Raw genomic sequence first — 23,595 nt, forward strand, 5'->3', positions numbered from 1 at the left:
CCAACCGTCAACTCCGGCATGGAATCAGACAGTTATTAGAACAGCCACCCTACGCCACCCTCCTTCGAGTGACGTAATCGCGGCTATCGCAGATAGCGGGGAGTGACCCACCAAAACGATTCAGGCGGACTCCGTAACAGCAGGGAAACCCGAGTCGGTGAAATATTGGTGAAACTCCTCTTCCCGGGGCCCGCTCTTGAACCGATTACCCGCCGAGGATCCCACCGGCACGGAGGCTCCGGCGGCGCGAAGGTTCCGGCAGCACGGAGGCTCCGGCCGTCCGGCCGGAGCCTCCGCTTTCCGCTCTGTCAGGCACTCGCCGTGGGCCGGCGCTCCCGATGCCGTCGATCCGTCACCGGACGACGATCACCACCGGGCTGTTGTTGCCGTAGCCGTAGCCGTACCCGTTGCCGTAGCCGTACCCGAAGCCGTACCCGACCCCGTACCCGAAGGGGCTGAACCCGAACGGCGCGTAGCCGAAGCCGTATCCGACCCCGAACCCGCAGCCACGGCCGCCGCGGCATCTACCGCCGCCGCCGCCGTTCGGCAGGCTGCTGTGGGACAGCGCCGCGACACCGTGCGTGGGCACCGCGGCTGAGGCCGGGCTGGCTGCCGCTCCCGTTCCGACGATTGCACCGCCTGCGAGGAGAGTGGCGGCCAAGGTTCGCATGACCGGTTTCCTGCGCATATTTCGGCCTCCTTTGCCCCGGTGAGTCCTCACTCATACCGGTGTGTCCCCTCGCACCAGGTAACACCGGATCGGCTGAACGGACCACCCGAGCGCCTCGCCGCCGTGCATCCCCGGGTCCGGCCCGGGCCGGTGCCGAGTGGCCGTACGCGGCCCGGAAGCCGCGATCACGTGGGTTTTCGGCCCGGGGACCGGTGCCGGGCGCTGTTCACCCGTTGAGGTGACGCACCCTCTCCGGCCCCGGGTGGCTCACCAGGGCAGTTCCCCGGAGTTCTGCTGGAACGTACCGGTGGGACCGTCCGGCCCGAGGGTTGCCATTCGCACGATGACCTCGGCATTCTCCTCGACCGGCCGGCCGCCGTTTCCGGGGCCACCGGAGAGGTCGGTGGCGGTGTAACCCGGCTCGACCGCGTTCACCTTGAATCCCGGAAGCGCCTTGGCGTACTGCACCGTCAGCATCGAGACCGCGGCCTTGCTCGCCGCGTAGACCACGTAGGCGTCCCGCGACTCCATGAGCCCGGGGTTGGTGACGGCCCAGAACGAGCCGAGGCCGCTGGAGACGTTCACCACGACCGGGTTGTCCGACTTGCGCAGCAGCGGCAGCGCGGCCTGGGTGGTGCGGACCACGCCGATGGCGTTCGTGTCGAACACGCGCAGCGCACCGGCGCCGGTGATGCCCTCGGCTCCGGGCGGGCCCCCCGTGGTCCCGGCATTGTTGACCAGGACGTCCAGGCGTCCCTCCGCCTCTTCGATCACGTTCAGCGCGGACCGCACCGAGTCGTCGTCGGTCACGTCGAGCCGTACGAACCGTGCCCCGAGCCGGCCCGCGGCCGCCTCCCCGCGCTCGGTGCTCCGGGCGCCGACGTAGACGGTGTGCCCCTGCGCGACCAACCGGCGGGCGGTCTCGTAGCCCAGCCCCTTGTTCGCTCCGGTGATCAGTGTCACGGTCATACCGACACCCTCCCTGTATCTCTTTGTCGTTCTCTTTGTCTCTCTTGTTCCGCTCGCGCTCAGCGCCCGCGCACCGGCCCGTGCGACCGCACGCACTCGCCGGAATCCGTTCCCCGCGCCCCTGTCACCTGCTTTTTTGCTGCTCCTGCTCCCTGTGCACCCGCCCCGGCTGCTCAGCTGGGACGCGTTGTACGAGCGTCGTCGCCCCGCCTTGTCTTCCCGCGCGGCGAAAGGCCGGGACGGGGCGCGGCGCCGCCCGCCGACGCCGAGGTCATACGGCGGCTGCCGGCCGCGGGTCGCCGTGGAAGACCTGGCTGGTGTGCCAGGACCGGTGGTCCGGCGCGACGGTCCGGGCGCCCGGCTGGGGGCCGATGAGCGGGCGTCCCGCGAGTGCCAGGACGTGTTCGCGGGCGGCGGGGCTGTGGCCGACGAAGCGCTGGGAGACCAGGATGCGATGACCGTCCCCGATGCCGAGGACACCCTTGTCGAACAGCTTGTGGTGCAGCGAGCACAGGCACAGTCCGTTGTCGACCTCGTCCGGCCCGTCGAACGCCCACCACCGCACATGCGCGGCCTCCAGCCCGACCGGCACCGCACCGATCCGGCCGTCGTAGCCGCAGAACGCGCACCGGTACTCGTACGCCGTCAGGACCCGCTCCCGCATCCGCGGATCCCGCTGCCGCTGCCGCGGCACGGCCCGGAGAAGCTCGGCCGCAGGTACCGGCTCCGCCTCCAGCTCCAGGCCGACCGCCTCGCACAGTTCCCCGTGCAGGGAGGGGGGAAAGTTCAGGTCGAGCAGGGTCCGCGCGAGCCGGCCGAGCAGCGACGGCTCCCGGCGCAGCGCGGCCCGCAGTTCCGGCGCGAGCCGCCCCGCGGCTCCGGTGGCCCGCAGCTCACCCACCCCGGTGCCCGGACTGCCCGATCCGCGGTCGGTGCGCACCTCCCACACCCCGTCGCTCACCAGGTGGTGGAACGGGTAGGCGGGCGACGTCCGGCCTGCCGGGCCGTACTCGGCGAGCAGCCGCCGCAGGTCGGCCTCCACGGCGCTGTAGCGCAGCGCACCGTCGCCGGACCGCTGGTACCGGCCGAGGGCGTACAGGAAAAGCAGCGGCTTGTGCGGAGCACGGGTTCCGCTTCTGGTCCACTGCCGTAGGTTCGCCGTGCGCTCCAGCCAGTCCATGGACGGCGATCGTAGTGCGGCCGCCCGTACGGGGTACGGGCGTTGCGGACGGTCCGTGAGGTGCCGAAGGCATTGCCGCACCGCTTTCTCCGCCGTCGATCGCTATTACTGCCCAATGCCTGACAAATTCCTGACGGAAGCCTGACGAATGCCCCCCCCCGAATGCCTCGGGAATCACGAGTATTGATCGCAGGCATTCACTGGACCGGACGCGACCGGTTGCCCGACCCTGAATCTGTGGCCGAGCCCCCTTCTTCCTCCTCCGCGCTTCCCGCGCCCCCCTGGACCGTGCGGCCCGCCGCCCGCGCCTGGCGCTGTGCACCCACCCCCGGCGGGATACGGGATTTCCACGCCGCCCTGCCCGACTACGCGCCCACCCCGCTGACCCGGCTCCCCGGACTGGAGGCGGAGTCGACGGTCGGCCGGGTCTACGTCAAGGACGAGTCGTGCCGCCTGGGACTGCCCGCGTTCAAGGCACTCGGCGCGTCCTGGGCGATCCACCGGGCCCTCACCGAACGGACCGCAGCAGCCACTGCGCCCACCGTGCCCATCACGTCCGTCACGTCAGTCCCGCCCATCTCCCCGGTCACCTTGGTCACAGCCACCGACGGAAACCACGGCCGGGCGGTGGCCCGCATGGCCCGCCTGCTGGGACAGCGCGCCCACGTCTTCGTCCCCCGGGGCGTGCACCCGCAGGCGCTGGCGGCCATCGTCGCCGAGCGGGCGACGGTCACCGAGGTCCAGGGTCCGTACGACGAGGCGGTACGGCGGGCCGCCGAGGAGGCCGCGGAGCCGTTCGCGATCCTCGTCCAGGACACCGCCTGGCCCGGTTACGAACGGATCCCGGGATGGATCGTCGAGGGCTACTCCACTCTCTGCGCCGAGATCGACGAACAGCTCAGGGCCGACGGCGTCGGCGAGGGACCGGACCTGGTCTCCATACCGGTGGGCGTGGGCTCCCTGGCCCAGGCCGTCGTCACCCACTACCGCAGCCGTCCCGCCGTGCGGGCGCCGGCGCTGCTGTCGGTGGAGCCGCAGACCGCGGCCTGCGTCCTGACGAGCCTGATCCACGGCACACCCGTCTCCGTCACCACCGGCGACACCATCATGGCCGGCCTGAACTGCGGCACTCCGTCCAGCATCGCGTGGCCCTACCTGAACCACGGGCTGGACGCCGCGGTGGCCGTCTCCGACGCGGACACCGCCCGTGCCGCCGCCCGTCTGGCCGCACTGGGCGTCTCCGCGGGCCCCTGCGGCGCCGCCGCACTCGCCGGCCTCCGCGCGATCCTCACCGGGCCGGGCGCCGACGCCCGCCGCACGGCACTGGGACTCGACACCGACTCGGTGATCGTGCTGCTGAACACCGAGGGAACGGCCGCCAATCCGCTTACGGAACCTCGTCGATGACGACGATGCCGGGGCGCCGTCGGGGCAGGCCGGGTACGCGAAGGGCCCAGCACACGGTCCCGGCTGAACGACGGCGAACGGGGCTGACCGATACGGAAACCGAGACGCGAACCGAGACGCGAGCGGACACGGAAACCGAGGCGCGAACCGACACATGACCCGACACGGCCGCGCCGGCGGGAGCTAAGCCGCTTCGGGCCGCGCGGGACGCCTGCCCGACGCGGGCGCCGGTACGTCCTCGTACGGGAAGGTCTCGTCCTCCCCGAAGTCCGGGGCCTGGAAGGGGGTCGTCGTGGGCGGCGGCGAGGCCGCAGCCGCACAGCTGGGCTGTCTGTCCGGGGCGGAGAACAGCGACGTCGGATTGATGAGAGGTCTCGCTTTCATTACAGGTCCCTGAAGGGCCTGGTGTGCCGTGATCGGGTACGGCGGTCTACAGCTTGGTCATCTTGGCGTACGGGCTCAGGACCCGCACCTGCGTCGAGCCGAAATCCACGAGCGCCGCGATTCCCTCCTCGATGCCGATCACCCGGCCGAGGCCGTACATGTCGTGTGTGACCTGGTCACCCAGGGCGAAGTGCTTGGGAGCCGGGATGGCCGGGGCCTTGAAGGGGCTGGTAGGCAGATGGCGCTTCGGTGCATCAGGCTTTGTCATTGTGCCCAGTATGCGCCTACGGACTGTGCGGCTGGTGACTTTCAGGGACAGGAGCATCTGATCGCTGGAGTTCACTCCAGCCGTCCGCCGGGCCTGCCGGCATGCTCGGCGGACGGGCGGGGTCGGGCGGTTCGGCCTCATGGGCGGCCGTACCGCCCGTACCCTTCGTGGTGTCTACGGCGTCGCCTAGCTGGCGCCAAACACTGGAGGCAATACCCCGTGCTGATTGCTCAGCGTCCCTCGTTGACCGAAGAGGTCGTCGACGAGTTCCGCTCCCGGTTCGTGATCGAGCCGCTGGAGCCGGGCTTCGGCTACACCCTCGGCAACTCTCTCCGCCGTACCCTCCTGTCGTCGATCCCCGGCGCTGCTGTCACCAGCATCCGCGTCGACGGCGTCCTGCACGAGTTCACCACCGTGCCGGGAGTCAAGGAGGACGTCACCGACCTGATCCTCAACATCAAGCAGCTCGTCGTCTCCTCGGAGCACGACGAGCCGGTCGTGATGTACCTGCGCAAGCAGGGCCCGGGTCTGGTCACCGCCGCCGACATCGCGCCCCCGGCCGGTGTCGAGGTACACAACCCCGATCTGGTCCTCGCCATGCTCAACGGCAAGGGCAAGCTGGAGATGGAGCTGACCGTCGAGCGCGGTCGCGGCTATGTCTCCGCCGTGCAGAACAAGCAGGTGGGCCAGGAGATCGGCCGTGTTCCGGTCGACTCGATCTACAGCCCCGTGCTCAAGGTCATGTACAAGGTCGAGGCCACCCGTGTCGAGCAGCGCACCGACTTCGACAAGCTGATCGTCGACGTCGAGACCAAGCAGGCCATGCGTCCCCGTGACGCCATGGCGTCGGCCGGCAAGACTCTGGTCGAGCTGTTCGGTCTGGCGCGTGAACTCAATGTCGAAGCCGAGGGCATCGACATGGGCCCGTCCCCGACGGACGCCGCCCTGGCCGCGGACCTCGCCCTGCCGATCGAGGAGCTGGAGCTCACCGTTCGGTCGTACAACTGCCTCAAGCGGGAGGGCGTCCACTCCGTGGGCGAGCTCCTGGCGCGTTCCGAAGCCGATCTGCTGGACATTCGCAACTTCGGTGCGAAGTCGATCGACGAGGTCAAGGCGAAGCTGGCCGGGATGGGTCTGGCCCTGAAGGACAGCCCGCCCGGATTCGACCCGACCGCCGCCGCCTTCGGCGCGGACGACAACGCGGGCACGGGTTTCATGGAGACCGAGCAGTACTGAACGCTGCGCCGGGTCGCGGGGGAGCCAGGGCTCGCCCCGCGCCCGGGCCGTCCTCGAAGACGGAGGTGTGCGCTCCGGGCGGAGCGACGGACAGGCGAGGGAGGCCGACCTCGCGCGCATCAGCACGCGCCGCACAGCCTTCACCGTCTCGAATATGTGAACGAAAAGATTCACTCCGGGGCTGTGACCTGCTGTGATATCGGGCGACTTCTGAGGGGAAGCGCCAGCCTGGGGGCCGGGCACATCTGGAGCGGCGCGCGTCCTCTCTCGTGCTCCTGGGGAAGATCACCTCGGTTCGCCATGCCCCCGTCCGTCTTGCGACTTTCACTGTTCTCACGGGGCCGGGTCGGAGTTTGTTGATCAAGGGTCGGCAGCGAGGGCCAGAGACTGACTCGGGCATGCCGCGGAGCCTGGTCAGCGCCGCCCCGCATGCCTCTGGTCTCCCACTCGCGGGGCGTCAACCTTGGGACGGCTGCGAGTCTCCGTTGAACGTCTTTGAACCAAGCTGAATGAGACGGAAAGTGAGACGGAGGCCAGCGGACGGCGCGCCATGCCAGAGCCCTGGTGAATGATCCCCGCCATGGGATACGAACTTCACCTCACGAGGGCAGCGGACGCGATGGGCAGCGAGGAGCACCCGATCGGTTTCGACGAGTGGATCACCTTCGCTCGTGAGCGCCCGGCGCTCCGGGAAGACGAGTACCTCGATCTGGCTCACATCGGCCGGCAGCCCTTGAAACCAGTAGAGAAAGTGGCAACTCAGTCGCTGGGATCCGACAGGTTGGGGAGCGAAGTTGATCTTTCAGCGGGGCGGTACGAGAGCACTGGATCGGCCCAACCACCGAGGCGACGAGAGAGACCGAAGCGTGAGGGCAGCCACCAGCGTCGCTTTACATGATCGGCTGCGGCCGGGGACCACTGAGGACCGGAGAGATCTTCCACACCCCACCACGTTTTGACGGCCTTGTTGTCGTGCAGCTTCAACAGCGGCCAACGGGGAAGATGCAGCCCGATGAAGAACATCGAGACGTCATCTCCGCACTTGGTGGTGTAGAAGTAGCGCTCGACGTCCGTGTAGCTGACTCCCAACCCGCAATCCAAACCCATGGTTCCGCCAAGCCACGTCAAACCAAGCTTCCCGCCAGCCGGGATTGACGGCACCAACACCGGGTTGTACCAGATCTCGTCACCAAGATCCCTTTTCAGGCTAGTCCTCAAGGTCTGTGCTACGACGATGTTGGTGGCAGGACCCGTTCCAACGTTGACGAGCCACCATTTCGGCTCACCAGAGCTGCTTTGCCCGCTCTCCCACATGAACTGCAACACAGGCATGTGGGAGCGGCGGTTGGATGCATACGCGACGACTAAGGAGCCGAGCGATACGAGGACCGCAAGGACCGAGATGAGAATCGTCAGCATCTCCCCTCCCTTGTGCGCGACGAGCGCGGATCCTCCATACCCGTTGCCTTGTGGCCGAACCTCGGACCTACTGCGCGGTGTGGGGCTTGAAGGTGTACGCGCAGGCTGTCAGTTCGGCGTCCTAGGCGATGGGCCAGCGGCAGGAAGAGTACGGGTCGGATGGTCCAGGTGATGCGGGTGGTGCTCTGGGTGACGGACACGGTGCAGGGTTCGGAGCGCAGTAGGGCGCGTCTGGTCTGGATGCGGCCGTTGTAGAGCCAGTCCCAGGCTTCCTGGGATGCGTCGGGGCCGAGTGCGGGAGAGATCGTGCGGAGGGCGACCGCGACCCATCTGTCTGCCTGGGGCGCCGAGTATGCGTCGAACGATGCACGGAGTGCTGGCGGCCCCCTCCCAGCCCGGGCTGCGTGAAGGGTTCCGCGGTGACGGTGTGACCGCCGTCGCTGTCGTGGACCACGACCCGGTGGGCGATGACGCTGACCAGGCCCAAGCCCCGGCCGTGCTCGGCGTCCTCGGCCTGCTCCTCCTGCTCCTGGTCCTGGTCCTCGATCTTCGGGGCAGTCGTGGCGCCTCCGGCGTCGGTGACCGAGAGGGCGATCACTTTTGGGAGACGGCAAGGGCGAGGTGGAAGCGGCCGGACTCCAGACCGCTGGCCGTGTGGAGGATGGCGTTCGCGCGCAGCTCGCTCACGATCAGTTCGTATCCGCAAGAACCGGCTCCGGCCCAAGTACGTGCACGGGTGCGGAGACGATCACTGCGGCAGGAAGGCGGGCTACTTCCCCAGGCGGCAGCAGACCCGGCGCGAGCACAAGAGCACCACATCACGGGCCCGGATGTCGTGGTCGACGCGATCATGGGCTGGGAGCCCGGGGGAGCGGCACGGATGTGGGCCCGGTACATGCACATCACCGGAACGCTTCTCCGGAAGGTCGCGCAGCAAGTCGGAGGCGCCCTCTGGGAGCCGCCCGACACGGCCCGGAAAGCCGACTGAGACGGAAACTGAGACGGACGAACGCCAGAGGCCCGGACCATGATCATGGTCCGGGCCTCTGAGCCGGCGGAGGATACGAGATTCGAACTCGTGAGGGGTTGCCCCCAACACGCTTTCCAAGCGTGCGCCCTAGGCCTCTAGGCGAATCCTCCGCCGGAAACATTACATGATCCTGAGGAGTGCTCGCGAACTCGTTCCTGGGGCGGAGATCGGGTAACCTGTGCGAAGCCCCTCACGCGGCGCTATCTGACTGAACTCCCCCAGGGCCGGAAGGCAGCAAGGGTAGGTTGGCTCTGGCGGGTGCGTGGGGGGCGTTTCTGTGCCCAGGCCCAGGTGGGAGGCCGTGGCGGGGATCGTTGTCGGTGGGCGCCTATAACCTCGTATGCGTGTCGTCTCTCGCGCTGTACCGCCGCTATCGCCCGGAGACCTTCGCCGAGGTCATCGGGCAGGAGCATGTCACCGACCCGCTGCAGCAGGCGCTGCGGAACAACCGGGTCAATCACGCGTACCTGTTCAGCGGGCCGCGCGGGTGTGGCAAGACGACCAGCGCGCGCATCCTGGCCCGCTGTCTGAACTGTGAGCAGGGGCCGACGCCCACGCCGTGCGGCGAGTGCCAGTCCTGTCGGGACCTGGCAAGGAACGGGCCCGGTTCCATCGACGTCATCGAGATCGACGCCGCGTCCCACGGAGGCGTGGACGACGCCCGTGACCTGCGCGAGAAGGCATTCTTCGGGCCCGCGAGCAGCCGGTACAAGATCTACATCATCGACGAGGCCCACATGGTCACGCCGGCCGGCTTCAACGCTCTGCTGAAGGTCGTCGAGGAGCCGCCGGAGCATCTCAAGTTCATCTTCGCCACCACCGAGCCCGAGAAGGTCATCGGGACCATTCGGTCGCGTACGCATCACTACCCGTTCCGGCTCGTGCCGCCCGGCACTCTGCGGGAATACCTCGGGGAGGTGTGCCAGAAGGAGGACATCCCGGTTGCGGATGGAGTGCTTCCGCTCGTCGTGCGCGCCGGGGCCGGATCGGTGCGTGACTCCATGTCCGTCATGGACCAGCTGCTCGCAGGCGCGAGCGTCGACGGCGTCACGTACGACATGGCCACCTCGCTGCTCGGGTACACGGACGGGTCGCTGCTCGACTCCGTCGTGGAGGCATTCGCCACCGGTGACGGGGCGGCCGCCTTCGAGGTCGTGGACCGGGTGATCGAAGGGGGCAACGACCCCCGCCGGTTCGTCGCCGATCTGCTGGAGCGGCTGCGTGACCTGGTGATCCTCGCCGCGGTGCCGGACGCCGTGGAGAAGGGGCTCATCGACGCCCCGGCGGATGTCATCGAGCGCATGCAGGCCCAGGCAGGCACCTTCGGGGCGGCCGAGCTGAGCCGTGCCGCCGACCTCGTCAACGAGGGGCTGACCGAGATGCGCGGCGCCACCTCGCCCCGCCTCCAGCTCGAACTCATCTGCGCGCGCGTGCTGCTGCCCGCGGCCTACGGGGACGAGCGTTCCGTCATGGCCCGTCTCGACCGGCTGGAGCGCGGCGTCAACTTCTCCGGTGGCGGCGGCGCACCCGCGGCGGGGTACGTTCCCGGTCCCGACGCCCACATGGGAAGCGACGCCCACATGGGAGGCGGGGCTCACCTGGGAGGCGGTGGTCCCGCTGCTGCGCGCGCCGGCGTACGGGCACCAGGGGGTGGCGCGTCCTCCATGACGCCGCCTGTCACGCCACCCGTCACGCCGTCCGGCGCGGCGCCCGCGTCACCCGCGGCGCCCACGACTGCAGCGGCTGAAAACGCGCAGGCTCCTGCTGCTCCCGCGCCCACCGCGCAGACCGCCCCGACTACGCCCGCACCGGCCGCCGCGCAGGCCCCCACGGCCCCTCCAGCCTCCGCGGCGACCCCGGGCGGCTGGCCCACCGCGGCGCCCGCGGGTGGTGGCCGACGGCCCGGCGGCTGGCCCACCGCGGCTCCGACGGGCGGTGGGCAGCAGCCCCCGGCCCCGCCCGCCGCCCCTCCGCAGGCTCCGCCCGCCGCTGTCCCCCAGGCCCCTGCGGCCCCGGGCCCCGGCGGCCTCGACCCGCGCATGCTCTGGCCGAACATCCTGGAGGCCGTCAAGAACCGCCGCCGCTTCACCTGGATCCTGCTCAGTCAGAACGCCCAGGTCGCGGGCTTCGACGGCACCACCCTCCAACTCGGCTTCGTCAACGCCGGGGCCCGTGACAACTTCGCGAGCAGCGGCTCCGAGGATGTGCTGCGGCAGGCGCTGGCCGAGCAGTTCAACGTGCAGTGGAAGGTCGAGGCGATCGTCGACCCGTCGGGTGGCTCGGCCGCGCCCACCGGCGGCCCCCAGGGCTACGGCGGCGGTGGAGGTGGCGGAGGCGCGGGAGCGGGAACAGGCGTCGGCGGTGGTGGCGGTGGCTACGGCGTGCCGGGTGCCGGGGCTTCCCAGCGCCCCGCCGCGCCCCAGCCGACCGCCGCGCCGCCGGCGGCCCAGGGCAGACCGCAGACCGCCGCGTCGGCCGCTCAGCCCCCGTCCTCACCGCCTGCGGCCGCCCCCGAACCGCCCCCGGTCGCCCCCGAGGACGACATCCCGGAGGACGACGATCCCGACCTCGACGAGTCGGCCCTCTCCGGTCACGAACTGATCGTGCGCGAACTGGGGGCGACGGTGGTGGAGGAGATCACCAACGAGTAGGACGGGCAGAGGGGACAGAGGGAGCAGAACGAGTAGCACGAGTAGCACTACTTGGACCGTGTGGGACGGCGTGGGCCCGGACGCAGAAGGGCACCGGTACGAAGGGGTGCGGTACCGGCGCGGAAGGCTGCGGAAGGCTGGAGTACCGGGACGCACGCCCTTTTTCGGGGTTCCTTTTGGAGATTCGTCTGATGCCGCCGTGTCCCGGTCCTCGGAAGCCCCTACAAATCGGTTCCCCCGTGCCGGTTAGGCTGACCCCGTGAAGGTCCTCGTCATCGGCAACGGCGCCCGCGAACACGCCCTGTGCCGCTCCCTGTCCCTCGACCCCGCGGTCACCGCGCTGCACTGCGCCCCCGGCAACGCCGGCATCGCCGAGGTCGCCGAGTTGCACCAGGTCGACGCCCTGGACGGCGCGGCCGTGTCCGCGCTGGCCACCGCACTCGGCGCCGAGCTCGTGGTCGTCGGACCGGAGGCCCCGCTGGTCGCCGGGGTCGCCGACGCCGTGCGGGCCGCCGGCATTCCGGTGTTCGGCCCGTCCGCGCAGGCCGCGCGGATCGAAGGGTCCAAAGCCTTCGCCAAGGACGTGATGGCGGCGGCCGGGGTGCCCACCGCCCGTTCGTACGTCTGCACCAGCGCCGACGAGGCCGCCACGGCGCTCGACGCCTTCGGTGCGCCGTACGTCGTCAAGGACGACGGGCTCGCCGCGGGCAAGGGCGTCGTCGTCACCCGCGACCTCGACGCCGCGAAGGCGCACGCCGCCGTCTGCGAGCGGGTGGTGGTCGAGGAGTTCCTCGACGGCCCCGAGGTGTCGCTGTTCGCGATCACCGACGGCGAGACCGTCGTCCCGCTCCAGCCCGCGCAGGACTTCAAGCGCGCCCTGGACGGGGACGAGGGGCCCAACACCGGCGGAATGGGTGCGTACTCGCCGCTGCCGTGGGCCGATCCCAAGCTGGTGGAGGAGGTCCTGCAGACCGTTCTGCAGCCGACCGTCGACGAGCTGCGCCGCCGCGGCACGCCCTTCTCCGGGCTGCTCTACGCCGGCCTCGCGATCACCTCGCGCGGTGTCCGGGTCATCGAGTTCAACGCCCGTTTCGGCGACCCCGAGACCCAGGTGGTGCTGGCCCGGCTGAAGACACCGCTGGCCGGTGTGCTGCTCGCCGCCGCCCGGGGCACCCTCGACGATCTGGAGCCGCTGCGCTGGAGCGAGGATGCCGCGGTCACCGTGGTCGTCGCCTCGCACAACTATCCGGGCAGCCCGCGCACCGGCGACCCGATCACCGGCCTCGACGAGGTGGCCGCCAAGGACGCCCCGCAGGCGTACGTCCTGCACGCCGGGACCAGGCGCGACGGCGACGCGATCGTCAGCGCCGGCGGGCGGGTCCTGTCCATCACCGCCACCGGCTCGGACCTGACCGAGGCCCGCGACCGCGCGTACGCGTCCGTCGCCCGCATCGGGCTGGACGGCTCCCAGCACCGCAGGGACATCGCGGCGAAGGCGGCCGGCGTCTGAGAGCCGCCGTTCGACGCAGAGCAGACAGGCCCCGGGCGGAAATCCGGGGCCTGATCTTTGCTGTCCGTCATTCACCTTTGACCAGAGCCATTCCATCGAGTGAGCGATGTCCTATCCGGCTGACGGGGGCCGGGGCCCCAACTAGGGTGCGGCGCAAGCGTTCCGGCACTTGGCCCACCGGCATTGCGATGTCAGTGGCGGGTGCCACAGTGGGGGAGTGAGCAAGGCCAGGAAAGCGCCAGGACAGTGAGGGGGTGACGTCCGGTCGTGACCGGTATGGGTGTGGAGGCGGGCGCGCAGGCCGCGCGCTCCCGGGCCATTGCCGTGCTGCGGGTGCGCGGCCGGGCGCTGGCCGTGGCGCTGCTGCCCGCGGCGGCGGCGGTGATCCTGCTGACCGGTGGCACCACCGGCCATCTCGTGGGCGACGGCTGGGACACCGCGCGCGGCGTCGTGGTGGCGGTCGCCCTGCTGGTGCTGCTGGCCGCGGCGGTCGTCGCGCTGGTCGTGGCCCGCGCGCGCCCGGCCGTGAGCCCGACGATCCCGATCTCCGAGGGCTCCGCCCCGGACCTGTACCGGATGGTGCGCGACCTCGCCGACCGGCTGGACGTTCCGGTGCCGTCCGCCATAGCGCTCACCCCGGACTGCGACAGCTGGCTGGAGGACCGCACGCACCCCGCGCACGGCCCGCCCGCGCCGAGCCGCCGGGACGAACTGACGGCCCCGGCACAGCGCGCGAACCGGCGTACGCCCGCCGCGCCCGTCCTCGTCATCGGCTCCCCGTTCCTGTGGTGGATGCGGGTCGGCGAACTGCGCGCGGTCCTCGCCCCGGTCATCGCCGGTACGGGACCTTCGGCGCACCCCGACATAGCGGCGGCCCGCCGTTTCGTCCGCGGTCTTGACGCGGCGGTGGCGGTGACGGCGGCGCCCGGCCGCGACCCGCTCTCCCGGACCGTGCTGGCGGGCGTCGGCTGGGTGGCCCGACTGTTGCTGCGCGGCTGCCGGGTGCATGCCGCGGAGATGGAGCGAGGGGTGGCGGCGGCTGCCGCCGAGCGGGCCCAGGCCGTGGACTACGGGCTGCGGATCGTCGCCCAGGAGCAGGTGGGACTGGCGTACGCGGGCTGGGACCGGCTGCTGACCCGCGTCGCGCTCCCCGCCTGGCGGATGGGCCGCTGGCCGTCCCGGCTGGACGCGGGCGTCGTCGCGGCGCTCACCGAACTGTCCCGGCGCGACCGGTTGGCCGAGGGCTACGCCTCCCGTCTCGGCGAGCGCCCCGCCTGCGACCTGCTGGAGGAGCCCGGCACCGTGGACGAGGCCGCCTCGCTGCTCGCCGCCCGGCTGTTCCACGGCGGCCCGGCGGAGGGGGGACCCGACTGGGCCCCGGTCGACTGGCAGGAGTATCCGGAGGAGGTCGTCGACCGCAAGTGGCGCATGGACGCGGCCCGCCTCCACCGCGTTCTGGACGCACTGGGTGTACGTCCGGCCCCGGCCCTCACCGCCCGGTATCCGGAGGGCCCCACTCTGGCCCGCGTCCTCGACCACCTGTCGATGCCACCGCCGGACCACTCCACCGATACCGCCCGGGCCGATCACGATGGCCGGGCCCACCATGATGGCCGTGCGGACCATGACGGCCGGGCGGACCATGACGGCCGTGCGGACCATGTTGCCCGGACTGATCATGACGTCCGGACTGATCATGACGTCCGCGCCGATGGGCGTCCGGTGGCGGGCGCGGCGTGGGCGAGCCCCGGAGACGGCCGGCCCGCGGGGCGCGTCACGGAGCCACCGGAGCAGGTGGAGACAGCCGACGGGTACCTCTCAAACCCGGGTACGGGTTCAGACACGGGAAGCAGCAGACGTACGGACGCCGCCGCCGACGCCGCCGACTCCGACACCGCCGCCGAGACCCGGCACGGCGCGACGCTCGCCGCCCGGCTCAGCGCCGAAGTGGCGCGCGAGGAAGCCTCGGCCACGGCGGACGCCGCCGCGACCGGTCGGGCCACCCCCGGCCAGGGCCCCGACACCGCCCTTTGGGACGACGGCGCCCTGCCACTCTTCCCGCTCCAGCCACCGCGTTCGGCCCGCGAACTGCTCGCCGACCACGTGGCGGCGATGGTCTGCTGCGCCGCGGTGGACACCGCGGGTGCCGCCCCCGGCCTGGACTGGCTGGACGGCCCGTCCCTGATCCTCAACGGTGAGCGGGCCGTCGACCTGGGTTCCAGAGTGCTCAGCCTGACCGAGGACGGTGACTCGGCCCCGCTGCGCACCTGGCTGGCCGAATCAGGCATACGGCCGGAGAAGCCGGTACGGCTGGTCTGACGGGCTCCGCCGCCGTCGGCTTCCCGCCCCGGCCCGCTCGGGGCACCCGGCACGCGACCTCCCGTGGGCCTCCCGGCCACTCCCGGACGGCTGGGAACGGCGGCCGGCGAACGTGAGCCGCGGTCGACGCCCATGAGCGGCCGTCGACGGCTGCGAGCCGCGGTCGACGGCTGCGAGCCGCGGTCGACGGCCGTGAGTCGCGGTCGACGGCCGTGAGTCGCGGTCGAGGCGTCTGTGAACGCTGCCGACGCCCGTCAGACGCCCCTCACTTGCCCGTCAGACGCCCTCCCGCCCGGCCAGATGCCGTCCCACTTGCCCGTCAGATGCCGGCAGGCGCCTGTGGACAGCAGACAAGACAGGCGGCCGACCTAACGGAGGGCTACGTTCCACTTTCGGTCAATTCGCAACGAATAGTGACTACACGCGTGCAGAATGTGATGTGCTGGGACGGTTCGCGCACACGGCCGGGGCAGGCGGTACGCGGCAGCGCGGACGGCGCACCACGGGGGCACGAGGGAGGGGAGCGACCATGGGGTCCGAACACATCCGCCGCTGGGAGTCCGGCGCACTCGCACACGCCGTCAGTGATCCCTTCGGGCAGGGCCCCGTACCCTGGCTGCGGGGCAGCGAGACCTATTTCGACGACACGGGCCACGTCGTCCCCTGGTACGTGGACCCGATTCCGCAGCGGCCCGCCGACGGCAGCAACAGCCGGCTCCCGGCGCCGCGTTCGGCCGGCGGCCCCCGCTCGGCCGACGACGTGCACCGACAGATCAAGGGCTTCACGTCGACCGGCGCGGCCGCACCGGGCGAGGCCCTCGACTTCCACATCACGGTCGATCCGCCGCAGGAGTTCGGCGTCGACATCTACCGGATCGGCCACTACGGGGGCGACGGCGCCGCCAAGATCACCACCAGCCCCCGGCTCTCCGGCATCGTCCAGCCCCCGCCGCTGACCGCTGACCGTACGGTCTCCTGCCACCACTGGTGGCTGTCCTGGCGGCTCCAGATCCCGTCGTACTGGAGCATCGGCGCCTATGTCGCCGTCCTCACCACCGCCGACGGCTACCGCTCCCACGTGCCCTTCACGATCCGCGACAACCACCCCGCCGATCTGCTCCTGCTGCTGCCCGACATCACCTGGCAGGCGTACAACCTCTATCCGGAGGACGGTCACACCGGCGCCAGCCTCTACCACGCTTGGGACGACGAGGGCGGGCTGCTCGGCGAGTCCGAGGCGGCGAACACGGTCTCCTTCGACCGCCCGTACGCGGGCGCGGGCCTGCCCCTGCACGTGGGCCACGCCTACGACTTCATCCGCTGGGCCGAGCGCTACGGCTACGACCTCGCCTACGCCGACGCCCGCGACCTGCACGCCGGCCGCATCGACCCCACCCGGTACCGGGGACTGGTCTTCCCCGGCCACGACGAGTACTGGTCGACCAGCATGCGCCGCACCGTCGAGTTGGCCCGGGAGAACGGCACCTCGCTGGTCTTCCTGTCCGCCAACACCATGTACTGGCAGGTGGAGTTGGGCCCCGCCCCGACCGGCGTCCCCGACCGGTTGCTCACCTGCCGCAAGCGCAAGGGGCCGGGCCGGTCGGCGCTCTGGCGCGAGATCGACCGGCCCGAGCAACAGCTCGTCGGCATCCAGTACGCGGGCCGCGTCCCCGAACCCCGGCCGCTGGTCGTGCGCAACGCGGGCCACTGGCTGTGGGAGGCCACCGGCGCGCACGAGGGCGACGAACTGGCCGGTCTGGTGGCGGGCGAGGCGGACCGCTACTTCCCGCGCACCCCGCTGCCCGATCACGAGGAGCGCATCCTGCTCGCCCACTCGCCGTACACCGACAACGACGGCGCTCTGCGCCACCAGGAGACCTCGCTGTACCGGGCGCCCTCCGGCGCGATCGTCTTCGCGTCCGGCACGTTCGCCTGGTCCCCGGCCCTGGACCGCCCCGGCCACGTGGACAGCCGTGTCCAGCGCGCGACGGCCAACCTGCTGGACCGCATCTGCAAGCGCGACTGACCCCGTACCGGCTGCCGCTGCACCCGCTGCCCGCTGCCCTTGCTCCCCCGCCCGCTGCCCGCTGCGCCTGCCGACTGCCCCTCTCCCGACTCCCCGCCGCCGACTGATTCCCCGCCGACTGATCCACATCAGTCGACCCCCTGTCGGCGGCTCCTGTCCGATACGGGACAATCGACCCATTGGACAGAACCACGGGGAGGAACCGTGTCCGGATTCGTTGAAAAGCCCGAACCGATCCAGGTTCCGGGCCTGGTGCATCTGCACACCGGAAAGGTGCGCGAGCTGTACCAGAACGAGGCGGGTGACCTCGTGATGGTCGCCAGTGACCGCATGTCCGCGTACGACTGGGTGCTGCCGACCGAGATCCCCGACAAGGGCCGGGTGCTCACCCAGCTCTCCCTCTGGTGGTTCGACCAGCTCACCGACCTTGTTCCGAACCACGTGCTGAGCACGGAACTGCCCGCGGGCGCCCCCGCCGACTGGGCGGGCCGCACCCTCGTCTGCAAGTCCCTGCGGATGATCCCGGTGGAGTGCGTGGCCCGCGGCTACCTCACGGGCTCGGGCCTGATCGAGTACGACGAGTCCCGGACCGTCTGCGGCCTCGCCCTGCCCGAGGGCCTGGTCGACGGCTCCGAACTGCCCGGCCCGATCTTCACCCCGGCCACCAAGGCCGAGGTCGGCGAGCACGACGAGAACGTCTCCTTCGAGGAGGTCGCCCGCCAGGTCGGCGCGGAGACCGCGGCCCAGCTGCGCCAGGCCACCGTCGCCGTCTACGGCCGGGCCCGGGACATCGCCCGCGAGCGCGGGATCATCCTCGCGGACACCAAGTTCGAGTTCGGCTTCGACGGGGACACTCTCGTTCTCGCCGACGAGGTCCTCACCCCGGACTCCTCCCGGTTCTGGCCGGCCGCGCAGTGGCAGCCGGGCCGGGCGCAGTCGTCGTACGACAAGCAGTTCGTGCGTGACTGGCTGACCTCCGCCGCCTCCGGCTGGGACCGCAGGAGCGAGCAGCCTCCGCCGCCGCTGCCGGAGGAGATCGTGACGGCGACCCGGGCGAAGTATCTGGAGGCGTACGAGGTTCTGACGGGCCTGAGCTGGTCGTAGGGCGCACCGCCCCCGGCCACAGCCCCCGGCGGCGACGGAGCCCCCGACCGCGCGTGACCACGACTCTCGAACGACCGCGATTGTCCAGATCGCGAACCTCGAATGGCCGTGAATGACCGAGAATGACCTTGAATGATCGTGCATGGCTACGAAGGTCAAGATCGCGCATCTCGAACGGCCACGAAGAAGCCCCCCGGCACCGGCCGGGGGGCTTCTTTCTGGAGCGGACGACGAGGCTCGAACTCGCGACCTCAACCTTGGCAAGGTTGCGCTCTACCAACTGAGCTACGTCCGCATGCGCCGTAGCGCGTGAGCAACTATACCCAACCTCGCTCCCGAGCGAGACGAACCGCCGCATGCCGGTTGTCCGCCCCGAGTTTCGTCACGGCGGACGACAGGTAGTTCCGCACGGTCCCCTGGGACAGCGCGGCCCGCTCGGCGATCTCCGCGACCGGCGCCCCGTCCGCCGCGAGCTCCAGCACCTCGGCTTCCCGCGCGGTCAGCGGAGAGTCCCCGGCGGAGATCGCGTCGGCGGCCAACTCCGGGTCGACGTAGCGGTTTCCGGCGTGCACGGTACGGATGATCTCGGCGAGCCGCTGGGCGCTGACCGTCTTCGGGACGAAGCCGCGCACGCCCGCTGCGAGAGACCGTTTCAGATGCCCGGGCCTGCCGTGCCCGGTGACGATCAGCACCTGGCACTCCGGCAGTTCGGCCCGCACGGATGTGGCGACCTTCACACCGTCGGCGCCCGGCATCTGCAGATCCAGGACGGCCACGTCCGGGCGGTGGGCGCGGGCCATCGCCAGCGCCTCCGGCCCGCTGGCCGCCTCCGCCACGACGAGGAGGTCGTCCTCCAGGGCGAGCAGCGCGGCCAGTGCGCCCCGGATGAGATGTTCGTCGTCGGCGAGCAGCAGCCGTACCGGAGAACTCATCGCCCCACTCCTCTCTCGGCCGTCATGCCGCTTTCAGCCGCCGCGCCCTTCTCGGGTGTGGCGCCGCCCTTGGTCGTCATGCCGTTCTCGGGCGTGGCGCCGCCCTTGGCCGTCACACGGCTCTTGATCGTCACGCCGCCCTCGGTCGTCGCGCCGCCCTCACTCGCCAAGGGCACCTCCGCCACCAGCCGGAACCCGTCCGTCCCGACGGCGCCCGCCTCCAGGGTCCCGTCCACCGAGGCCAGCCGCTCCCGCAGTCCCGCGAGCCCGGAACCCCCGCTGCCGCTACCTGCACCGCTCCCGTTCGTGGCCACGGACCGTCCGTCGTTCTCCACGGTCAGCACCACCCGCCCGCCGCGCAGTCCCAACTCGACACGGCACCGCCCGGCATTCCCGTGCCGCAGCACATTGGTGGTCGCCTCGCGCACCACCCAGCCCAGTGCCGACTGGACCTCGGCGGGCAGCCCCGTGGCCTCGCCCGTCACCTCGCAGTCGATCCCGGCCGCGGTCAACACGCCCTGGGCGCCGGTGAGTTCGACGGCGAGGTCGGCGTCCCGGTAGCCGCGTACGACCTCCCGGACCTCCCGCTGCGACTCCCGTGCGATGCGCTGCACCTCGATCATCTGCTCCACGGCCTCCGGCCGTTCGCGCCGCGCGAGCCGCACGGCCAGCTCGCTCTTGAGCGCGATCACCGAGAGGTTGCGCCCCAGGACGTCGTGCAGGTCCCGGCCGAACCGCAGCCTTTCCTCGGCGACGGCGAGCCGGGCCCGGGTGTCGCGGGCCTCGTCGAGTTCGTAGACCGCGTTGAGCAGCCAGACGGAGAAGACGCAGGTGAAGGAGTAGAGCCCGGCCCCGACGAGAATCGCGAGGACGGTGATCAGGGTGGCGGGAGCGGGCATGCCCAGCGGGAAGGCGACCAGCCCGGCGCCGAGTGCGAAGCCGACCACGATCGCGAACACGCGCCGCCGGTTGCGCACGCCGAGCGCCATCATTCCGGCGCCGAAGCTCAGCACGCCGCCGAAGACCGTCCCCGTGGCCGCGTCGACCTCCCTGCCGCCGGGCCAGTACTCCTGGATGCCGAGCGAGGCCAGCGCGATCCCGAAGGTCACGGCGCCGTACGCCCAGTGCAGCCGCGTCGGCTGCGGGCGCCGGCCGCGGGCCCAGTCCAGCGCGTGGGAGACGGTGACGGCGCCGAGCACCGAGTGCACCAGCAGCATGCCGACGAGCCAGCCGGCGAGGGCCGGATCCACGATCCCGAACAGCGGCAGTCCGAGTACGGCGAACTCCATCACCGAAAAACCGTGGAACGACCAGCGGGTGTAGGTCTCCACCTTGGCCGGCGTGCTCTTGCGCCGCCACCAGCCGTTCCCCTTGCTCATCTCCTCGTCTCCCTGCTCACCGGCCTGTTGTCGTCCACCGGCATCGTCCCCAAGGACATCGGCGCCCCCGCCCGCCCTCGGCCCGCCGTAGTCCGCCCCACCCCTCCCTCAGCGCCGCGGTTCCCAGCGGAACCACCGTCGTACAGCAAACACCGCCACCAAGGCCCAGGCCAGCGCGAGGCCCAGGGTGCCCAGGGCCTGGGGCGCGTCCAGTTCGCCGGTCCAGCCGCCCCGGACCAGCCGGACGGCCGGGGAGAGCGGGAGGAGTTCGCAGACGGCGGCCAGGCGGTCGGGCATCACGTCGGTGGGGATCACGACCCCCGAGCCGATCATGGATACGAAGATCAGTGGCAGCGCGGTGACCTGAGCGCTCTCCGCGGTCCTGGTGACGGTGGCGGTGAGGGCCCCGAGCGCGGCACACAGGACGAGGCCGGACAGGACACCGAGGACGGTGAGGTACACCGCCTTGGGTGCCCCGGTGTCGAGGAGCGCCGCGCAGCCCACGGACAGCACCAGCGCCTGGGCGAGGCCGAGGCTCATGGCGGGCAGGGCCGTGCCGGTGAGGATCTCCGTGTCGCCGAGTTCGCCGGTCCGCAGGCGTTTGAGGACCAGTTCCTCACGGCGGGCGACGAACGCGCTCACCACGGACGTGTACACGGCGAACAGGAAGGTGAAGCCGATCGCCGCGGTCAGCATGACCACGCCGATGCGCAGACCGTGCCCCTTGAGGTCCGTCTGGCCGAGCGCGGGCCGCAGGCTGAACGGCAGCGCGAGCGGCACGAGCAGCGCCGTGACCATCGCGGTCCGGTTGCGGCCGAGGAGGGTGAACTCGGCCCGGGCGAGGGCGCGCAGCCGCCGGGCCGAGGGCCGGAGCGACGGGGAGCCGCGCCGGACAGGGACGCTCGGCCGGTTCGCCGGGCCGGGGCGGGCGGCCGGGGTGTTCGTGCCGGTCCGTGCGCTCATGCGGCTGCCTCCTGCTCCCGTTCCGGGTCCTGCTCCAGCTCCCGCACCTGCTCCCGCTCCCGTTCCCGGTCCTGCTCCTGCTCCTGCTCCCGCACCTGCGCCCGCTCCCGTGCGATGCCGAGGAACGCCTCCTCCAGAGATGCCGACCGGACGTCGAGGCCGTGCAGTTCGACCTTGCTCCGCTCGGCCCACACCAGCAGTCCGGTGGCCGCGCGTTGCAACTGCCGGGTCTGCAGCCGGACCGTCCGTCCGGCCGTCTCGTGCCCGCACACCCCCAGTGCGTCCAGGGGCGGCAGGTCGCCGAGGAAGTAGCCCGCGGGCAGGTCGAACGAGATCCGGGAGGGCCGCTCGGCGGTCACCTCGGCCGGGGTCCCGGTGGTGGCGATGCGTCCTTCGTGCATGATCGCGAGCCGGTCGGCGAGGTTCTCCGCCTCCTCCAGGTAGTGCGTGGTCAGCAGCACGGTGGTACCGGCGTCGCGCAGCGCCCGCACCAGCTCCCAGGTGTCCCGGCGGCCCTCGACGTCGAGGCCGGTGGTCGGCTCGTCCAGGAACAGCACCTCGGGCTCGCCGAGGACGGCGAGGGCCAGGTCGAGGCGGCGCCGTTCACCCCCGGACAACTGTTTGACCCGTACGCCGGCCTTCTCCTCCAGGCCGACCAGTGCCAGTGCCCCGGCCCGCCCCCGGCGTGCCCGGCCGGCGCAGTCCGCCCACATCCGGGCGGTCTCGGCGACGGTCAGTTCGGCGGGGAAGCCGCCCTCCTGGAGCATGACGCCGGTGCGCGGGCGTACGGCGGCCCGTTCCAGGTGGGGGTCGTGGCCGAGGACGCGCACCCGGCCGCCGGCCGGTGCCGCGAGCCCTTCGAGTACCTCGACCGTCGATGTCTTGCCGGCCCCGTTGGTGCCCAGCAGCGCGAAGATCTCCCCGCGGGCCACGGAGAAGCTGATCCCGCGCACGGCTTCGAACCCGCCCCCGTAGACACGACGGAGGTCAGTGACCTCAATCACGTGTTCGTGCTCGTTGTCGTCCATGACATCAGCGTCCCGGCGGATCGGGCCGGGCAGCAGTGCGTGATGTCATCGCCCGGCATGACAAATGTCAGGGCCACGCGGAGCGGCGCGCACACATCCGTCGGCAATGACGGCGGACGGCTGTGGGTAGCTGCGGACAGTTGTGGGCAGCCGGGGGCAGCTGTGAACAGCTAGGGACAAGAAAAAACCCCGGTCCGATGGACCGGGGTCTCATTCCCGAGCGGACGACGAGGCTCGAACTCGCGACCTCAACCTTGGCAAGGTTGCGCTCTACCAACTGAGCTACGTCCGCACTGCCCCCGATCGGCTCCCACCGACCGGTGCGGCACCACCTTACCTGATCCTTCGGATCAGATGGCGATGCAGAGCGGGTGACAGGAATTGCACACTGCGCCTTCCTCCTGGAAGGAGGATGTTCTACTACTGAACTACACCCGCACGACTGAGGTGGTTTTGGCCTTTCGGCCTCGCCCCTCGGCGTGCTCCAGACTCTAGCTGATCAGGAGGGGTACAGCGCAAGTCGGTTGAGCCGAGGGGCGGATGGCCGGGTGTCGGCCGCGCTCACTGCGCGGCGCTGAACGCCTCGTAGACCTTCTTGGGGATCCGGCCTCGTGCGGGCACGTCCATCTTGTTCGCCTGGGCCCAGGCACGGACGGCCGCCGGATCGGGCGCGACCTCCGTCTGCCGGTACGCCTTGCCCGACCTCGACCGCTTGCGGCCGGCCGTCACGTAGGGCTCAAGGGCCTTACGCAGTTTCTTGGCATTGGCTTGGTTCAGGTCGATCTCGTACGACTTGCCGTCGAGTCCGAAGGCGATGGTTTCCGCCGCTTCCGAGCCGTCGATGTCGTCAAAGAGAGTGACCACGACCTTCTGCGCCACGAATATCGGTCCCTTCGTGCGGCACTCATACAGCTCAGCTGTGATGACGTGCCGAGTATCGGCTATTGCCAATTCATTTGTACAGTGCCCGGCAATGAAATGTGAAGCCCGACTAAATCCTTCAGCGTGTCCGGGGGCAATAGCTTAGTCGGGCCAGCCCGAGGATCTTTCCCGGAACTTTTCACAGATGCTCCCCTTCGATGCGGGATCGTGATGGCAGTCACGTAGGTTCCTACAACTC

At 70.8% G+C, this 23,595-nt stretch carries 18 protein-coding genes, 4 tRNA genes, 1 other RNA gene and 2 pseudogenes; 8 read left to right on the forward strand and 17 right to left on the reverse strand.

The window, feature by feature from the left end:
* Positions 1–352 precede the first annotated feature (352 nt).
* The 3 genes from ACFYPJ_RS33155 to ACFYPJ_RS33165 form a co-directional block, all read right to left on the reverse strand.
* Positions 353–670 (reverse strand): hypothetical protein, encoded by a 318-nt coding sequence (locus ACFYPJ_RS33155; RefSeq protein ID WP_389025187.1) that lies wholly within the window; start codon positions 668–670, stop codon positions 353–355.
* Between the two features lie 267 nt (positions 671–937).
* A complete protein-coding gene (locus tag ACFYPJ_RS33160; protein WP_389025189.1) occupies positions 938–1,639 on the reverse strand; it encodes an SDR family NAD(P)-dependent oxidoreductase in 702 nt (233 codons plus the stop codon).
* Between the two features lie 271 nt (positions 1,640–1,910).
* Entirely contained in the window at positions 1,911–2,819 is a 909-nt protein-coding gene (locus tag ACFYPJ_RS33165) for a phosphorothioated DNA-binding restriction endonuclease (RefSeq protein WP_389025191.1), read from the reverse strand.
* A gap of 237 nt (positions 2,820–3,056) precedes the next feature.
* On the opposite strand from ACFYPJ_RS33165, the gene ACFYPJ_RS33170 reads away from it, so the two are divergent.
* On the forward strand, positions 3,057–4,226 hold the full coding sequence (locus ACFYPJ_RS33170; RefSeq protein WP_389025193.1) for a diaminopropionate ammonia-lyase: 1,170 nt from the start codon (positions 3,057–3,059) through the stop codon (positions 4,224–4,226).
* A gap of 183 nt (positions 4,227–4,409) precedes the next feature.
* Here ACFYPJ_RS33170 and ACFYPJ_RS33175 read toward each other — a convergent pair whose 3' ends face one another.
* Both ACFYPJ_RS33175 and ACFYPJ_RS33180 read right to left on the reverse strand, forming a co-directional pair.
* Entirely contained in the window at positions 4,410–4,610 is a 201-nt protein-coding gene (locus ACFYPJ_RS33175; protein ID WP_389025194.1) for a hypothetical protein, read from the reverse strand.
* Between the two features lie 46 nt (positions 4,611–4,656).
* Positions 4,657–4,878: a hypothetical protein gene (locus ACFYPJ_RS33180; protein ID WP_389025196.1), complete on the reverse strand. Its 222-nt coding sequence runs from the start codon at positions 4,876–4,878 to the stop codon at positions 4,657–4,659.
* 219 nt (positions 4,879–5,097) lie between these two features.
* Between ACFYPJ_RS33180 and ACFYPJ_RS33185 the strand changes: the two genes are divergently transcribed.
* Positions 5,098–6,114 carry a DNA-directed RNA polymerase subunit alpha gene (locus tag ACFYPJ_RS33185; RefSeq protein WP_389025198.1) on the forward strand — a complete coding sequence of 339 codons (1,017 nt, stop codon included), beginning with the start codon at positions 5,098–5,100 and terminating at the stop codon, positions 6,112–6,114.
* Positions 6,115–6,873: 759 nt separating this feature from the next.
* Here the strand turns inward: ACFYPJ_RS33185 and ACFYPJ_RS33190 are convergent.
* The 4 genes and pseudogenes from ACFYPJ_RS33190 to ACFYPJ_RS33205 all read right to left on the reverse strand — a co-directional run bounded on the left by ACFYPJ_RS33190 (position 6,874) and on the right by ACFYPJ_RS33205 (position 8,673).
* Positions 6,874–7,533, reverse strand: coding sequence for a hypothetical protein (locus ACFYPJ_RS33190; RefSeq protein ID WP_389025200.1), 660 nt, complete (start codon positions 7,531–7,533; stop codon positions 6,874–6,876).
* Positions 7,534–7,600: 67 nt separating this feature from the next.
* Positions 7,601–7,913: pseudogene (locus ACFYPJ_RS33195) on the reverse strand (hypothetical protein); the annotation flags it as partial.
* Between the two features lie 5 nt (positions 7,914–7,918).
* Positions 7,919–8,352, reverse strand: a pseudogene (locus ACFYPJ_RS33200) (ATP-binding protein); the annotation flags it as partial.
* 236 nt (positions 8,353–8,588) lie between these two features.
* Positions 8,589–8,673 (reverse strand) — tRNA-Ser (locus tag ACFYPJ_RS33205).
* A gap of 72 nt (positions 8,674–8,745) precedes the next feature.
* Between ACFYPJ_RS33205 and ffs the strand changes: the two genes are divergently transcribed.
* The 6 genes from ffs (at position 8,746) to ACFYPJ_RS33235 (ending at position 18,173) form a co-directional block, all read left to right on the forward strand.
* An RNA gene (gene ffs / locus ACFYPJ_RS33210) (signal recognition particle sRNA small type) lies at positions 8,746–8,840 on the forward strand.
* Positions 8,841–8,907: 67 nt separating this feature from the next.
* Positions 8,908–11,214: a DNA polymerase III subunit gamma and tau gene (locus ACFYPJ_RS33215; protein WP_389025202.1), complete on the forward strand. Its 2,307-nt coding sequence runs from the start codon at positions 8,908–8,910 to the stop codon at positions 11,212–11,214.
* Between the two features lie 259 nt (positions 11,215–11,473).
* Positions 11,474–12,724, forward strand: a complete 1,251-nt coding sequence (gene purD / locus ACFYPJ_RS33220; protein WP_389025204.1) for a phosphoribosylamine--glycine ligase — start codon at positions 11,474–11,476, stop codon at positions 12,722–12,724.
* A gap of 276 nt (positions 12,725–13,000) precedes the next feature.
* Positions 13,001–15,043: a hypothetical protein gene (locus tag ACFYPJ_RS33225; protein ID WP_389025301.1), complete on the forward strand. Its 2,043-nt coding sequence runs from the start codon at positions 13,001–13,003 to the stop codon at positions 15,041–15,043.
* Positions 15,044–15,572: 529 nt separating this feature from the next.
* Positions 15,573–17,069 (forward strand): N,N-dimethylformamidase beta subunit family domain-containing protein, encoded by a 1,497-nt coding sequence (locus ACFYPJ_RS33230; RefSeq protein WP_389025206.1) that lies wholly within the window; start codon positions 15,573–15,575, stop codon positions 17,067–17,069.
* Positions 17,070–17,273: 204 nt separating this feature from the next.
* Positions 17,274–18,173: a phosphoribosylaminoimidazolesuccinocarboxamide synthase gene (locus tag ACFYPJ_RS33235; protein WP_389025208.1), complete on the forward strand. Its 900-nt coding sequence runs from the start codon at positions 17,274–17,276 to the stop codon at positions 18,171–18,173.
* 219 nt (positions 18,174–18,392) lie between these two features.
* On the opposite strand, the gene ACFYPJ_RS33240 is transcribed toward ACFYPJ_RS33235, so the two are convergent.
* The 8 genes from ACFYPJ_RS33240 to ACFYPJ_RS33275 form a co-directional block, all read right to left on the reverse strand.
* Positions 18,393–18,468 (reverse strand) — tRNA-Gly (locus tag ACFYPJ_RS33240).
* A 22-nt stretch (positions 18,469–18,490) separates the two neighbouring features.
* Positions 18,491–19,105 (reverse strand): response regulator, encoded by a 615-nt coding sequence (locus tag ACFYPJ_RS33245; RefSeq protein ID WP_389025210.1) that lies wholly within the window; start codon positions 19,103–19,105, stop codon positions 18,491–18,493.
* Entirely contained in the window at positions 19,102–20,484 is a 1,383-nt protein-coding gene (locus ACFYPJ_RS33250; protein WP_389025212.1) for a histidine kinase, read from the reverse strand. Before ACFYPJ_RS33250 ends, ACFYPJ_RS33245 begins: the two co-directional genes overlap by 4 nt.
* A 108-nt stretch (positions 20,485–20,592) precedes the next feature.
* The gene (locus ACFYPJ_RS33255; protein ID WP_389025214.1) at positions 20,593–21,447 is read right to left on the reverse strand and encodes an ABC transporter permease; all 855 of its coding nucleotides are present in this window, start codon (positions 21,445–21,447) and stop codon (positions 20,593–20,595) included.
* Complete coding sequence (locus tag ACFYPJ_RS33260; RefSeq protein WP_389025215.1) at positions 21,444–22,475, reverse strand: ABC transporter ATP-binding protein; 1,032 nt, start codon at positions 22,473–22,475, stop codon at positions 21,444–21,446. Before ACFYPJ_RS33260 ends, ACFYPJ_RS33255 begins: the two co-directional genes overlap by 4 nt.
* A gap of 219 nt (positions 22,476–22,694) precedes the next feature.
* Positions 22,695–22,767: transfer RNA gene (locus tag ACFYPJ_RS33265), tRNA-Gly, on the reverse strand.
* A gap of 74 nt (positions 22,768–22,841) precedes the next feature.
* Positions 22,842–22,913: transfer RNA gene (locus ACFYPJ_RS33270), tRNA-Gly, on the reverse strand.
* A gap of 123 nt (positions 22,914–23,036) precedes the next feature.
* Positions 23,037–23,354, reverse strand: coding sequence for an Lsr2 family protein (locus tag ACFYPJ_RS33275; RefSeq protein ID WP_389025217.1), 318 nt, complete (start codon positions 23,352–23,354; stop codon positions 23,037–23,039).
* Between the last annotated feature and the right edge of the window lie 241 nt (positions 23,355–23,595).

The sequence above is a fragment of the Streptomyces sp. NPDC006012 genome (assembly GCF_042871185.1).
In the GTDB taxonomy this organism is placed as follows: domain Bacteria; phylum Actinomycetota; class Actinomycetes; order Streptomycetales; family Streptomycetaceae; genus Streptomyces.